A 14454-nucleotide genomic window follows, 5' to 3' on the forward strand; every position below is an offset into this window, starting at 1 on the left:
GCTGGGCAGCTAAGCTGCATCACGGCGAGCGTCAACGCATCTTGTCTGTCAGATCGCATTTATATGCTGACACGCAGCAAAATCTCTACGCCAATGCGCGCAGAAGTCGTCTGCGTGTCGCCGGGATAACGTCAATCTCCAGTCCGGTGAACACATGCAGTGTTTCCATATGACGATCCACGACCGCGTGATCACTGACCCAGGCACCCATCTTGAGGTAACTGCGCAGCAGTGGCGGCATTTCCGCCATGGCTTTTTCTTGATTGGGTTTGCGACGCACCCTTTCGGCATAATGAAAAACATCCGGCGCTTTCACCTCGGGCGCCCGGTTTGCGGGTGCGAGGTGCCGATCCTTGAGTAAAGCAAAAGCATCAAGGTAAGCTGTCCCATCCATGCCAGCAAAAGAGGCGCATCCAAACAAGAGTTTTATGTGGTTTGCATCCACATGCGTGGTCAATTCCGCCCAGGCGATGCGCAAAATATCCGGATCTTTGAACCGCGGATCAATGCAAAACCGACCCATCTCCGAAATCCGCCCGTCAAAGTGTTGCAAAGCGGACAGATCGTAATATTGAGCTGCATGGCTGGCAGCAATATCCGCAGGGCAAAGATCAAATAGGCGAAACGTGCAAACCATCACCCCGCTGCGACGATCATGAATGGTGATATGAGTACAGCGGGCATCAAAAGCGTCTTCATCCACGCTCCGGTTCAATGCAAAACAACGTGCTCGCAGCGCCTGCGCACTTCGAATCTCTGCCTTATTTGCAGCGCGGCGCACTACGTAACGCCGACGTGGACCTCCATCCTCACTCATTTCACTGCCGGTGGGCGTATCACGTGAGTCTGAACAGACTGTAACGAATCAATTATTCAGAGCGGACGTATCAGGCCCAAAGTTGCCGATATTTCCAATGAGTTGTCGCAGGAACGATTTATCCTGCACACCGGAATCAGTGACACGGCGGGCCAAAGGTACGACTTGGCCCCTTTCAAGGCCAAACGTTTCCACGTTGGAGACGATGCCGCCGCCGTCAAAGCTGATGGCAACGACTTGGCGCTCGACAACTTCCGGTGCGAGCATTGCAAAAGTGCGCACGCGGCTGCGGACGAAGTAAATGCTTCCTTCATCCACGACAGATTGTGAAGAGGCCGACCCCAGTGTTTCTTCGACGCTTGCACGGGTATCAATGCCCACTACAACCTGTTCCAGATCCTCAGGAGGTGGTACATATCCATGATCGCGATAACGCCCGCTACAAGCAACAAGCGTCAGACAAAGAAGCGCCGCAACGCCCCAACGCGCACATTTGGGCGCGCTCTGTTTAACTGCCTTCGCCAGACCCATATGATGTGACCTCTTGCCCTTGTCCTTGTCGCCTTTTATCCCGCTTACACCATTCAGCGCCCATGGTACAAGAAACGAAAGCATCATATGTCCAAGCAAACCGCCCCGAGTCCACACGCCCTGCGGGTATCAGACCTAAAGCAGAACCGCGCGACGGTTTTTGCGCTGCGCCCTGAGAGTGACGTGCTCGAGGCCCTCGCGCAGGATCTCGACTTGCTGGGCTTGCGTAAACTTTCTTTTGGCGGAGAAGTGACGGCGCAAGGAACCAGCGACTGGCTGCTGTCGGCCAAATTGGGCGCAACCGTGGTGCAGCCCTGCGGCGTAACGCTCGAACCTGTCACGACGCGCATAGATGTCCCGGTGCGGCGGACTTACCTCAGTGCACCTTTTGAGGAGGACGCGCCCGAGGTCGAAATGCCCGAAGACGACAGTACTGAACCCTTGGGCCAGTGGATTGACCCGGAGCAGGTGATGACAGAGGCGCTGATTCTGGCTTTGCCGCTTTATCCGCGCAGTGCGGAGGCTGAATTGGGCGAGAAGGTTTATGCCGCACCGGGCGTGACGCCGATGCGTGATGAAGATGCACGTCCCTTTGCCGGGCTCGCCGCTTTCAGAAAACAGCTGTCAGATCCAGAGGATGACACCTCGTAGCTGCGACCCTTGACGGCCTCCAAGAAATGCCTTGCGCTGCGGCTTTTTATGAGTATTTTGCGCCGCTCATCCAATTAGGGTTGGACAAGACGCGGGCTTGGGCCTAAACGCACGTCACACCCGATCACTGGGAACGAATTTTAAACTCGGCCGCGCGCCTGTTTGTGCGATTGGCCCCGAATGACAAAAGGCCCAAGACAATGGCTGTTCAACAGAACAAAGTCTCCAAATCGCGCCGCAACAATCGTCGTGCGCATGATTCTCTGGTTGCGGCAAACCCCAACGAGTGCACAAATTGTGGCGAGTTGAAGCGCCCTCATCACGTTTGCGCGGCCTGTGGCCATTATGACGACAAAGAAGTCGTTGCGCTCACAGAAGAGATTGATCTGGAAGACGACGCAGCCTAAACCTGTCCCTTAAACAATAAGGGGCAAAGGTTTGGGGAGCAGTCGCAGATGACGGCACAGACCGATCCGGCAGACGCGCAGGCCAGACGCATCACTTTGTCAGTGGATGCTATGGGCGGAGATGAAGGCCCCGCAGCCATCGTTGCGGGCTGTGACGCGTCTGCGCGCAAAAACCCTGACATCAAGTTCATTCTGCACGGGCCAAAGACGGAATTGATCGCGTTGGTGGATCGACGTCATGCTCTGCAGGGGCGCACTGAGATCCGCGACGCCGCCGGCGTGGTCACTATGGATGACAAACCCAGCCACATCGTGCGCAATGGCAAGGATACCTCGATGTGGTCCGCCATCGAGGCGGTCCGTGAAGGTTCCGCTACAGTGGCAATTTCATGCGGCAACACCGGTGCGTTGATGGCCTTGTCGATGATCCGCTTGCGCAAATTGCCCGGTGTCAACAGACCGGCCATTGCAGTGCTATACCCTTCTTCGAACCCGCAGGGATTCAACGTGATGCTGGATGTCGGGGCGGATGTAAAAGCAGATGCTGAAGACTTGCTGCGATATGCGCTGATGGGCATGTCCTATGCGCGCAATGGTCTGGATTTGCCCCGTCCGCGGGTTGGGTTGTTGAATGTTGGTACTGAAGAACACAAGGGCCGCACGGAACTCAAGGAAGCTTACGAGCTGATTCGTGACCAGCGCGACGCGGCTGGTTTCGAATTTGTGGGTTTCGTGGAGGGAGGCGATATTTCGGGCGACGTTTGTGATGTGATCGTGACCGATGGGTTTACCGGCAATGTCGCAATCAAGACCGGCGAAGGCACGGCAAGCCTGATCGGGGATCGATTGCGCGAAGCGTTTAAATACTCGCCCCTGTCACGTCTGGCCTCCGTCCTTGCCTATACATCCCTCAACCGCCTGAAAAAGAAAATTGACCCGCGCCGCGTCAATGGGGGTGTCTTTTTGGGCCTCAATGGGACAGTCGTGAAGTCTCATGGTGCCGCTGATGCAACCGGTATCTCAGCGGCCATCAAACTTGCCGCGCAATTGGCAGATATCAAGTTTACAGATAAACTGGCCGCCCGAGTTGCTGCCCTGCCCGCAGAGGAGCACGATACATGACCCTTCGAGCCGTGGTAAAAGGTGTCGGTCACTATCTGCCAGAGCGCGTTGTACCCAACTCCGAGTTTGAGGCCACGCTCGACACCAATGACGAATGGATCAGGGCCCGCTCCGGCATCGAGAGACGCCATTTCGCGGCTGAGAATGAAACCACCTCTTCAATGGCCAGTGCCGCTGCGCGCGCGGCTTTGAAAAATGCAGATCTGGAGCCGGGTGACGTCGATGCGATTGTCGTGGCAACTTCGACCCCAGACCTGACCTTCCCTTCGGTCGCAACGATGGTTCAGGCGGACCTTGGCATGAACAGTGGGTTCGCCTTTGATGTGCAAGCTGTATGCGCAGGGTTCGTTTATGCTTTGAGCACGGCCAATGCGTTGATCCTTGCAGGTCAGGCACAGCGCGTGATTGTGATTGGTGCCGAGACCTTCAGCCGCATCATGGATTGGACTGATCGCGGGACTTGCGTGCTGTTTGGTGATGGCGCCGGGGCTATTGTCATTGAAGCCGAAGAGGGTGCAGGCACACCAGAGGATCGCGGAATACTCTCTACGGATCTGAACTCGGATGGTCGCCACAAGGACTTGCTATATGTCGATGGCGGTGTGTCCACCGGGACAACAGGCCACTTACGGATGCAGGGAAATCAGGTTTTCCGTCATGCCGTCGAAAAACTTGCCGCGACCGCGACCAAGGCGATTGAGCGCGCGGGAGTAAGCGCAGAGGACGTGGACTGGATCGTCCCGCACCAGGCCAACATCCGGATCATCCAAGGCACCGCAAAAAAGCTGGGACTGCCGATGGAAAAGGTCGTGGTGACCGTTCAGGACCATGGCAACACCTCTGCCGCATCGATTCCCCTGGCCCTGTCGGTGGGCCATGCGCGCGGGCAAATTCAGGACGGAGACCTCATCGTAACCGAAGCAATCGGCGGCGGTTTGGCCTGGGGCGCGGTGGTGTTGCGTTGGTAGCGTAATAATCACGCCTAAACACCATCCGCCAAGCCATTGATATTGACTCTGAAAATCCCTGTCCCCTATTGTCGTCGGAAATCAAGAGGGGGATACCATGGCCGAAAAGACGTTGACACGAATGGATCTGAGCGAGGCCGTCTTCCGTGAAGTTGGATTGTCCCGCAATGAAAGTGCGCAACTTGTTGAATCTGTGTTGGAACATCTATCGGACGCACTGGTAAGCGGCGAGCAGGTGAAGATCTCCTCTTTTGGCACTTTCTCTGTACGCGACAAGTCAGCGCGCATTGGACGCAACCCCAAAACGGGCGAAGAGGTACCCATCAACCCGCGCCGTGTGTTGACGTTCCGCCCCTCGCATCTGATGAAAGATCGCGTGGCAGACGGGAACAAGTCCTGAACTGATGCCCAAGTCTCCCGATGCTTTTCGCACGATCTCGGAGGTCGCTGACTGGCTGGGCGTCCAGGCACATGTCCTGCGGTTCTGGGAGAGTAAATTCACCCAGGTGAAACCGGTCAAACGTGCTGGTGGCCGTCGCTATTATAGACCGGCGGATATGTTGCTGTTGGGAGGCATCAAAAAACTGCTGCATGAAGATGGTTTGACCATCAAGGGCGTGCAGAAGATCCTGCGTGAGCAGGGCGTCAGCCATGTCGGCGATCAGTCACAAGCGCTTGATGATCTGACAATGGCGGTGATTGAGGGGAACGCGGCGCAAAAAACCGAGGCAGACGCGTCACCCCTTCCAACCGAACCCTTTTCACAAACAGACGACATCTCCGAAGGCGATTCTGCTCCTGAAGCGGCAGATCTATCCACGTCGGCAGAGGTAGCGGAACCGGCAGCCGTCGATGAAGACGGGCCCGCTTCCTTGGAAACAGACGAACCCGCCCCTGTAGAAATGGATGAACCGGCTCCATTGGAAATTGAACAGCCAACCGTTGAGGAACCGGACATACAGCCGCCGGCAAGCGAAGCAGAAGCGCCTGAAGCGGAACCTTTGGCTGCGATGGCAAATCCGGAGCCGGCCACAGAAGCCGCGCCTGAGCCAGAGCCCGACATTGCGCCAGAACTCGACTTGGCCCCTGCGCCCCAGGCTGAACCCGATCCGGCGCCTTCTGAAGAAGCTGAACCGCTCGCCAGCGCGGGATCGGAAGCCGAGGACCTCGCCGCAGTGCCCGCCGATGCAGCGCCCGAACTTTCAATAGCAGAAGAGGAATCAAAAGCCCCGATTGTTGAGGATCCTGGAGAAAGGGCCGCTCCATTGGCCGAAGAACAGTCCGAAACCGTGGCCCCTTCAGCCCCGTTGCAAACGAGTGAAACCGAAGCTGAGGACCACGCACCGACCAGCGCGGGACCAGACGATATCCCGATGGCAGAGACCGAAGCCTCAGACCTCGCGGCGCCGGAAACTGAAGAGACAGAAGCTCTGGATACGCCGGAAACCGCCGCACAGCCTCTGGCGGATTTGCCGGATGATATCGTAGAGGCTGAACCCGACACGGATGCCGCGCCAGAAGAAGTTGAACCCGATGAGGCGTCGGATGCAGAGGTGGTGCCAAGCTTTGTGCGTCGCCCCCGCGACACTGTCCCTTCCGAAGACCCGGTAGGCGCGGAGCCTGTACCGCAAGATACAGGTGTGCCGGAAGCTCCCGCTGCGACAGATGCAGATACGACTGAACCGGCCACACCGCCTGAACCAGAAAGCGTCGCAGCGGCACCATCACCCCCTGAGGCAGAAACGACGAAGCCGAAGATCCCTGTGGTCGAGGTTCTAATGCCCCCTGCGGAGGCTGATATTGAGGCAAAGCCGTCGGCACTCTCGGCCGTCTCTAAATCGAAAACCCTGGACGCTGGACAGCGCGAAGCGGTCAAACCCCTGCTTGCAGAACTTATGCGTTTGCGGGAGAGCATGGTCAGCGCGGGCGAAGATGCCCGCAAAGACTGAGGGATGACAATTCGCGCTTGCCTCGGCTCCCAGATCGGGTATGAAGCGCGGTGTGTCGGGCTATGGCGCAGCCTGGTAGCGCGTCCGTCTGGGGGACGGAAGGTCGCAGGTTCGAGTCCTGCTAGCCCGACCAACATCCGACATATGCCAAGTGCCCGTGCAACCCATGCGCGGGCCTTTGCACATTCAGGAGAGACAACATGAGCGGCGTGCTGCCCAACCAATATATCAAAGGCATGATCGCCAACGGCCAGATCGCTTCAACGCGCCGTATCAGTGATGCCCAGATCCAACCGGCCAGTCTCGATCTGCGTTTGGGAACACTTGCATATCGCGTGCGCGCGTCTTTCCTGGCGGGGCATGGCGAGCGGGTCTCTGATCGTCTGACGGAATTCGAAATGCACCGTGTGGACCTTTCCGAGGGCGCGGTTCTGGAAAAAGGCTGCGTTTATGTCGTGCCTTTGATGGAATCGCTGGCGCTGCCGGACGGTGTTCAGGCCGTGGCCAATGCCAAAAGCTCCACGGGTCGACTGGACCTGCTGACCCGCACGATCACTGATGGCGGCACGGAGTTCGACCGCATCGCGCCGGGTTATGGGGGCCCGCTTTATGCCGAGATTTGCCCGCGCTCTTTCTCGGTTCTGGTCCGTCCGGGCATGCGGTTGAACCAGATCCGGTTTGGCCATGGTCAGGCAATTCTGGATGATGACGAACTCCATGCCTTGCACCAAAAAACACCTCTCGTGGATGGGACCGCCGTGATTGATGATGGTTTGGGCTTCTCGGTCGATCTGCGTTTGCCCGACACGACACTTGTGGGGTACCGCGCCAAACCGCATACCGGCGTTATTGATCTGGACCTTATCAACCATTATCCGCCTGCCGAGTATTGGGAAGAAGTGCATAGCGCCAATGGCCAGATCATACTGGACCCCGGTGCGTTTTACATTCTGGTCAGCCGTGAAGCCGTCACGATCCCGCCGGAATATGCCGCTGAAATGGCGCCTTTTCTGGCGATGGTCGGTGAATTTAGGGTCCATTATGCGGGCTTTTTCGACCCCGGATTTGGTCATGATGCGGCTGGAGGCGCCGGATCACGTGGGGTTCTCGAAGTGCGTTGTCATGAGGCCCCCTTCGTGTTGGAACACGGTCAGGTGGTCGGGCGCCTCGTCTATGAACGCATGACCGAAACGCCCACACAGCTTTATGGCGCAGGGATCGCATCAAACTATCAGGGTCAGGGCCTGAAGCTCAGCAAACATTTTCAATCCATCTGAGATACATGGATCGAAACAGCGTGATCCTTTCAGTCTGACACATAGTGGGTATTGTACTGCTCGCAACTTTTGGGATTACCAGATCCCTGCCCGGGAACAGAACAACCAAGACCACCAGAACGTGATGATCACGCGCCGGGAACAAAACCGCTTATTCGTCTTCAAACAGCTCGCTTTGCCCTTCGGTGCTTTCATCTTCCTTGTCCTCTTCAGACCCGGGCATCCCAAGGCCCGGCGGTGGCCGGTTCTCCAGCAAACCGGCGGCGCGCAACTCTTTCAGGCCAGGTAAATCGCGCGCGTTCTCAAGGCCAAAGTGATCGAGGAAACCTTCGGTCACAACAAACGTCACCGGGCGACCCGGGGTCATCTTGCGACGCCCGAACCGGATCCATTCCATTTCCAGCAATTGATCCACGGTGCCCCGACTGACAGAAACGCCGCGAATTTCTTCGATTTCGGCCCGCGTAACCGGTTGGTGATAGGCAATGATGGCCAGTGTTTCGATGGCCGCGCGCGACAGTTTGCGCGTCTCAACCGTTTCGCGCTGCATCAGAAAACCCAGATCAGGGGCGGTGCGCAGGGCCCAGGCATCCCCGATCCGGCACAGGTTTACCCCCCGCCCCTCATAGCGTTTGCGCAGATGCACCATCGCTTCGGCCGGATCTGATCCGTGCGGCATGCGTGTCGCTAGTTCACGCAGGGTTATCGGTTCGGCAGTCGCGAATAAAATGGCCTCAATCATACGTTCCTGTTCACCCATGGGGGGCGCTTCAAACAGGCTTTCCTCGATCTGACTGGCGGGCGCATCATCGGTCACTGCGGTTTATCCTTCTTGCGCAGTTGAAGCGGCGCAAATGTCTCTGATTGTCGGATCTCCAGATGACCCTCTTTGACCAGTTCCAGCGATGCCGCAAAAGTCGACGCTGTTGCGGAGCGTCGCCGCACTGGATCAAGCTCCCAACCCTCGGGCAAATAGCTTGAAATATCCGTCCAGTCACCGCTAAATCCAATCAACCCGCGCATCCGGTCCAGCGCTTGTTCCATGGTGAAAACAGCATCCCGATCCATGACAAACGGGCGAAAATCATCGCGGGTTCGGATGCGAGCATATCCCTGCATCAGGTCCAGCAAGGTCGCGGTGTATTGCACTTTGCGGGTGCGCGTGACCTCGTGGGTCTGACCGCGCGCAAAGAAGTCACGCCCCAGGCGATCCCGCCCCATCAGACGCGCTGCTGCGTCGCGCATGGCCTGCAGACGTTCCAGTTGAAACGCAAGATGCGCGGCCAGTTCTTCGCCAGTCGGGCCATCCTCTGTCGGGTCAGGTGGCAGCAACAAGCGGGATTTCAGAAAAGCCAGCCAGGCGGCCATCACCAGATAGTCTGCCGCCAGTTCCAACCGCAAAGCTTTGGCGCGTTCAACAAATGCCAGATATTGCTTTGCCAGCGCCAGTACAGAGATCTTGCGCAAGTCAACTTTCTGGGTACGGCTCAGCGTCAGCAGCAAATCAAGGGGGCCTTCAAAACCATCGACATCGACAATCAGCGCCTCGGCAGCAAGCCGATCCGTAACGGATATTTTGTCTTCCTCAAAGGAGTCTTCAGTCATGCCCGACAACGATTTTTACGCTCCGTTCAACAGCGTCTCAAGCTGCGCGCGTGCGGCCGCAATGTCAATATCTACGGGGGTTTTACGCATGGCCAAGGCACGTTCCGCGCGCAACTGGGCTGCATTGGTCATCTCTCCAGCGGCGTCTGCAACGCGACGTCGGTCTTCCAGCGGTCCGTTGCAATAGAGGATCACATCACAACCCGCAGTCAAAGCGTCATGGGTGATTTCGCTCAGTGAACCCCGCAGCGCCTTCATGCTGATATCATCAGTCATGATCAGGTTGTCAAAACCGATCTCATCCCGGATCACCGCCATCACTTTGGGCGACAGTGTGGCGGGGCGATCATCCAGCGTATCATAAACCAAATGCGCGGTCATTCCCATCGGCAGGTCTTTCAGCGCGGCGAAGGGCGCAAAATCCTGAGTGCTCAGCGTTGCATGATCCGCCTCAATACGGGGCAGGTCAAAATGGCTGTCCAACGTTGCGCGTCCATGGCCGGGAATGTGTTTCACAACTGGTAAAACGCCGCCATCCAACAACCCGTTAGCCACAGCGCGCCCCAAAACGCCTACTGCATTTGGCTCCGTCCCATAGCACCGATTGCGCAGAAACTCATGTGTCTCGCTCCCGGCAAGATCGACCATCGGTGCGCAGTTGCTGTCGATGCCGATCTCTTTCAGCTCTTGCGCGATCAGGCGGTAGCGCAGATACATCGCATGTGCAGCAGCCTCCCCGCTGGCGGCCACAAAATCCAGCGGCGGCAGCCATTCCGTCCAATGCGGGGCACGCAATCGCTGAACACGTCCGCCTTCCTGATCGATCGTGATCAGGGCCTCGCGCCCGACACAGTCGCGCATCTCGGCACATAGCGCGCGCACCTGATCGGGAGTGTCGATATTGCGGGCAAATAAAATGAAGCCAAATGGATTGGCGTCGCGAAAAAAAGCCTTTTCATCTGGTGTCAGGCGCAGCCCGTCCGCATCAAGGATTGTTGCACCAAAATGGGTCACTTCACGGCAACAGGGATGCAATCGACCCCTTCTGCTTTGAAGGCGGAACAGAACCGACGCGCATCGGCGATATCCACAAACCCCATAGCCCGCAGGCGATAGAATGTACGTCCACCCGATTGCGCTTGTTGCACCACACGGGATTTATCTTGCAGGTAATCGCCAAAACGTGTTTCCAGACGGGCCCATTCTGCACGTGCCACATCGGCGCTGTCAAAAGCGCCGAGTTGCGCCAGCCGGGTACCAGCAGGAATGGCCGATGCATCCACTTCAGAGGCCGGTGTTTCCACGGTAAGTGACGCTTTTTGCAAGGTTGCGATGTTGTCAGGCCGCAATTTCGGGCGCAGCACGATACGCTGTGCCAAGGCAGGCGTTGCCTTTTCGGTGGTGGGCACTGTGTCCGTGGCGGCGATATCGGTCGTAGCATTCGAGTCCGCCTGCGCCTCAGCCAAAGGTTTGGTGCCAGCAGTAAGTTCGGCCACAACAGCGTCAATCGCGCCGTCCTGCAGATTTTCTACCACGCCCGGCGTCGCGCGCGTAATCACATCAGATGCAGGCGCGAGCGGTTTTGGTTGCGTAACAGGCGCCACCTTCGCGGCAGAAATGGGCTGGTCTTCATGTGACAGATCAGTGTCTTTTGGCGCGAGAGTGACCTGATCAACCGGGCCTGAGGCCTGACCTTCTGCTGCGACCGCGTTCACCGCAAGCCCCTGATGACGCGCCAGTTGGCCGCCCGGAACCTCGGGACGTACCCGCATCTCGCCCTCCGCAGCCTGAACAATTGGAATACCGCTCACATCGCGTGCCATCAGCTCATAGCCCCAAACACCTATACCAGCGATCAGTGCAAGCGATACGACGGCGCCAGCGACATTCGTTATCATCGTCAGAGCGCCAGATGGCAACGCCTCGTCTTGCGCGTCCTCGGACTCGCGCCCGTAGGCCCCCATTCCATGGGAGAATTGAATATCCGCCATTTTCGCCTCGCTGCCGTCGGGATACATGCCCCGATGGTCTGTCTTAGATCCGTCTGCTCTGGCGAAGGCAGCGATTTGCTATCGCATTTCCTCAGCCGGTGTAACACCAAGAATACCAAGACCGGCTGCAATTACAACGCTCGTAGCCCGCGCCAGCGCGATTTTCGCCGTTGTGACTTTTGGGTCATCCTGCACAAAGCGCAATGAGGTCACATCATTCCCCTTGTTCCAGAGCGCGTGAAACGTGCCTGCCAGCTCGTAAAGATAAAACGCCACCCTGTGCGGTTCATTGCTGCGTGCAGCCGTTTCAACCAAGCGGGGCCACTCGGCAAGCTTGGCCGCAAGCCCCAATTCGGCAGCATGATCCAAAAGGCTCAGATCCGCGTCCTGCAAGGCAGCCGCATCCACAGCCATACCCGCCTCGCGCGCCCTGCGCATCACCGAGGCCACCCGCGCATGGGCATATTGTACGTAAAATACTGGATTTTCGCGGCTTTGCTCCATGACCTTGTCAAAATCAAAATCAAGCATCGCATCATTTTTACGCGTCAGCATCACGAACCGGGTCACGTCCGGACCAACCTGATCAACCACGTCGCGCAGGGTCACAAAGGTCCCTGCCCGCTTGGACATCTTGAACGGCTCACCGTTCTTGAACAGTTTGACCAATTGCGTAAGTTTTATATCCAGCGTAACCGCGCCGCCGGATAATGCAGACACCGCAGCTTTCATCCGTTTGACGTAACCGCCATGATCCGCACCAAAGATGTCAATCAACGCGTCATAGCCTCGGTTCACCTTATCGTAGTGATAGGCGATATCGGGCGCAAAATAGGTCCAGTTGCCATCCGATTTCTGCACCGGCCGGTCTACATCGTCACCGTGTTCAGTGGAGGCAAAAAGGGTTTGTTCGCGTGGCTCCCAATCCTCGGGCTTCTTACCCTTCGGAGGTTCCAACACGCCCTCATAAATGAGGCCTTTGCCGCGCAGATCCTCAATGGCCGCCTCGATCCGGCCCGTGCCATAAAGCGATTTTTCGGAGTAAAACACATCCATCTCAACGCCGAGCGCTTTGAGATCCGCCCGGATCAGATCCATCATCGCGTCGGTGGCAAAATTGCGCACGTCCTCGAGCCAGAACTGTTCGCCCTTGTCCAGATAGGCATCGCCAACCTTTTCCTTCAGCGACTCCCCCACTGCGATCAGATAGTCGCCCGGGTAGGTGCCATCGGGAAAGGCGACCTCTTGTCCGTGCGCTTCCAGGTAGCGCAGATAGACAGAGCGTGCGAGCACATCGACCTGCGCACCGCCATCGTTGATGTAATATTCCCGCGTCACATCATATCCGGCAAAATCCAGCAGGGACGCCAGCGCATCGCCGAAAACGGCACCGCGCGTATGGCCCACATGCAAGGGTCCGGTTGGGTTGGCCGACACATATTCAACATTGACCTTTTTGCCCTGCCCCAAAGCGGCACGACCAAAATCTGTCCCTTCAGACAGCGCAGACGCGACAACGCCCTGCCAGACAGAGGCCGCAAGCCGCAGGTTCAAAAAACCGGGACCGGCCAACTCGGCAGTGGTGATACGCGCGTCCGCGCGCAACCGCGTCGCCAAAGCTTCCGCAATTTCGCGCGGCTTGAGACCTGCCGATTTGGCCAGAACCATCGCCGCATTGGTCGCCATATCGCCATGGGCAGGATCGCGTGGCGGCTCGACGGTCACATTGTCAAACGCAAGGCCCTCAGGCAACTGGCCAGCTGCAACCATCTCCTGCAAACAGTCCAATACAAAGGCGCGGATATCAGCGAAGAGGTTCATCGTTGGGTCCCTATAGAAGCTCAGCGCGGTTTATCACGCCCAAAGGTCGGGTCAACCGCGCAAGATGGAAGCATCCTGGCTGGACCTACCGTCCATTGGACAAATCGCCCTAGATGACACCATCACGATAACCCGCCGGGGCACCCGAGGATGTATCCCTTGTGGCTCAAGGTATCAGGCGTTCATGTTCCTGCAGGGCAAACCGATCCGTCATGCCAGAAATGTAATCTGATACGATCCGGGCCAAAGCAGTCTCGCCCTTGGCCGCTTCGACGTCCTTGCGCCATTGCTTGGGCAGTTGATCCGGGTGAGCCATGAAATAAGGGAAAAGTTCATTGACGACCTGGGTCACCTGTCCGCGCATTTCGACCACACTCGGCGCGCGATACATACGGTCAAACAGAAAGGACCTGATTACTTTGAGATCGGCAAAAACATCATCAGAGAACCGGATCATTGTGCGCCCTGCGGAGCGAATATCATCCACCGACTGCGGTTGCAGTTCCATCAGTCGAGTCTCTGCAAAGTGGATGACGTCCTCCACCAATACGCCAAAAAACCGGCGCAGGGCCTCGTGGCGACGGCGATAATAATTGAGCCCCGGATAGATCCCGTCCACCTCTTCAAAACAGGCATTCAGGATTGGCAAGGCAGCCAGTTCGTCCGTGGAAAACAGCTCTGCGCGCAAACCGTCATGCAAATCATGGTGATTGTAGGCAACATCATCGGCTATTGCGGCGACCTGCGCTTCGGCACTGGCATATGTCTCCAGCTCAAGATCGTATCGATCGTTGTATTCCTCCAGAGCCCAGGGGATCTTGCCAGTAACGGGTCCGTTGTGCTTGGCCAGTCCTTCAAGCGTGTCCCAGGTCAGGTTCAACCCGTCAAAATCAGCATAGTGACGCTCCAGATTTGTCACGATCCGAATTGCCTGCGCATTATGGTCAAACCCGCCGTAGGGTTGCATCAGGGAAGACAGAGCATCTTCACCGGTATGACCAAATGGCGTGTGACCCAAATCATGTGCCAAAGCCACGGCTTCCGTGAGTTCAGGATTAAGCTGCAAGGCCCCGGCGATGGTGCGCGCGACCTGCGCGACCTCAATCGAGTGGGTCAGGCGCGTGCGATAATAGTCGCCTTCATGTTCGATGAAGACCTGGGTCTTGTGCTTGAGCCGGCGGAAAGCGCTGGCGTGAATTATTCTATCCCGATCCCTTTGAAAACAGGATCGAAACGTACTTTCCTCTTCCGGCACAAGGCGTCCCCGGCTGTGGCTCGGATTTGAGGCAAATTGAGCCGTCATTTTTGGCTGGTC

At 57.3% G+C, this 14454-nt stretch carries 15 protein-coding genes and 1 tRNA gene; 8 read left to right on the forward strand and 8 right to left on the reverse strand.

Annotation, left to right across the window (positions count from 1 at the left end; all coding sequences use genetic code 11):
- Positions 1-85: 85 nt before the first annotated feature.
- Positions 86-703: a GNAT family N-acyltransferase gene (locus R8G34_04605; GenBank protein ID MDW3222157.1), complete on the reverse strand. Its 618-nt coding sequence runs from the start codon at positions 701-703 to the stop codon at positions 86-88.
- A gap of 162 nt (positions 704-865) precedes the next feature.
- Positions 866-1348, reverse strand: a complete 483-nt coding sequence (locus R8G34_04610) for an outer membrane protein assembly factor BamE (GenBank protein ID MDW3222158.1) — start codon at positions 1346-1348, stop codon at positions 866-868.
- Between the two features lie 87 nt (positions 1349-1435).
- Here R8G34_04610 and R8G34_04615 point away from each other — a divergent pair, with 87 nt between their 5' ends.
- From R8G34_04615 to R8G34_04650, 8 genes are all read left to right on the forward strand, one after another.
- On the forward strand, positions 1436-1999 hold the full coding sequence (locus R8G34_04615) for a DUF177 domain-containing protein (protein MDW3222159.1): 564 nt from the start codon (positions 1436-1438) through the stop codon (positions 1997-1999).
- A 200-nt stretch (positions 2000-2199) separates the two neighbouring features.
- Complete coding sequence (gene rpmF, locus R8G34_04620) at positions 2200-2406, forward strand: 50S ribosomal protein L32 (protein ID MDW3222160.1); 207 nt, start codon at positions 2200-2202, stop codon at positions 2404-2406.
- 48 nt (positions 2407-2454) lie between these two features.
- Complete coding sequence (gene plsX / locus R8G34_04625) at positions 2455-3528, forward strand: phosphate acyltransferase PlsX (GenBank protein ID MDW3222161.1); 1074 nt, start codon at positions 2455-2457, stop codon at positions 3526-3528.
- Complete coding sequence (locus R8G34_04630) at positions 3525-4496, forward strand: beta-ketoacyl-ACP synthase III (protein MDW3222162.1); 972 nt, start codon at positions 3525-3527, stop codon at positions 4494-4496. Before plsX ends, R8G34_04630 begins: the two co-directional genes overlap by 4 nt.
- Before the next feature lie 97 nt (positions 4497-4593).
- Positions 4594-4896: an integration host factor subunit alpha gene (gene ihfA, locus R8G34_04635; GenBank protein ID MDW3222163.1), complete on the forward strand. Its 303-nt coding sequence runs from the start codon at positions 4594-4596 to the stop codon at positions 4894-4896.
- Between the two features lie 4 nt (positions 4897-4900).
- Entirely contained in the window at positions 4901-6445 is a 1545-nt protein-coding gene (locus R8G34_04640; GenBank protein ID MDW3222164.1) for a MerR family transcriptional regulator, read from the forward strand.
- Positions 6446-6501: 56 nt separating this feature from the next.
- Positions 6502-6578, forward strand: a tRNA-Pro gene (locus R8G34_04645).
- 67 nt (positions 6579-6645) lie between these two features.
- On the forward strand, positions 6646-7722 hold the full coding sequence (locus tag R8G34_04650; GenBank protein MDW3222165.1) for a 2'-deoxycytidine 5'-triphosphate deaminase: 1077 nt from the start codon (positions 6646-6648) through the stop codon (positions 7720-7722).
- A gap of 151 nt (positions 7723-7873) precedes the next feature.
- On the opposite strand, the gene scpB is transcribed toward R8G34_04650, so the two are convergent.
- The 6 genes from scpB to R8G34_04680 all read right to left on the reverse strand — a co-directional run bounded on the left by scpB (position 7874) and on the right by R8G34_04680 (position 14442).
- The gene (gene scpB / locus R8G34_04655) at positions 7874-8482 is read right to left on the reverse strand and encodes an SMC-Scp complex subunit ScpB (protein MDW3222166.1); all 609 of its coding nucleotides are present in this window, start codon (positions 8480-8482) and stop codon (positions 7874-7876) included.
- Between the two features lie 53 nt (positions 8483-8535).
- Positions 8536-9327, reverse strand: a complete 792-nt coding sequence (locus R8G34_04660; protein ID MDW3222167.1) for a ScpA family protein — start codon at positions 9325-9327, stop codon at positions 8536-8538.
- 15 nt (positions 9328-9342) lie between these two features.
- Positions 9343-10341 (reverse strand): beta-N-acetylhexosaminidase, encoded by a 999-nt coding sequence (nagZ, locus tag R8G34_04665; protein ID MDW3222168.1) that lies wholly within the window; start codon positions 10339-10341, stop codon positions 9343-9345.
- The gene (locus R8G34_04670; protein MDW3222169.1) at positions 10338-11318 is read right to left on the reverse strand and encodes an SPOR domain-containing protein; all 981 of its coding nucleotides are present in this window, start codon (positions 11316-11318) and stop codon (positions 10338-10340) included. The genes nagZ and R8G34_04670 overlap by 4 nt, the downstream gene beginning before the upstream one ends.
- Before the next feature lie 78 nt (positions 11319-11396).
- Complete coding sequence (argS, locus tag R8G34_04675) at positions 11397-13139, reverse strand: arginine--tRNA ligase (protein ID MDW3222170.1); 1743 nt, start codon at positions 13137-13139, stop codon at positions 11397-11399.
- Between the two features lie 166 nt (positions 13140-13305).
- Complete coding sequence (locus R8G34_04680) at positions 13306-14442, reverse strand: deoxyguanosinetriphosphate triphosphohydrolase (protein ID MDW3222171.1); 1137 nt, start codon at positions 14440-14442, stop codon at positions 13306-13308.
- Between the last annotated feature and the right edge of the window lie 12 nt (positions 14443-14454).

This window comes from Paracoccaceae bacterium (assembly GCA_033344815.1).
In the GTDB taxonomy this organism is placed as follows: domain Bacteria; phylum Pseudomonadota; class Alphaproteobacteria; order Rhodobacterales; family Rhodobacteraceae; genus Roseobacter.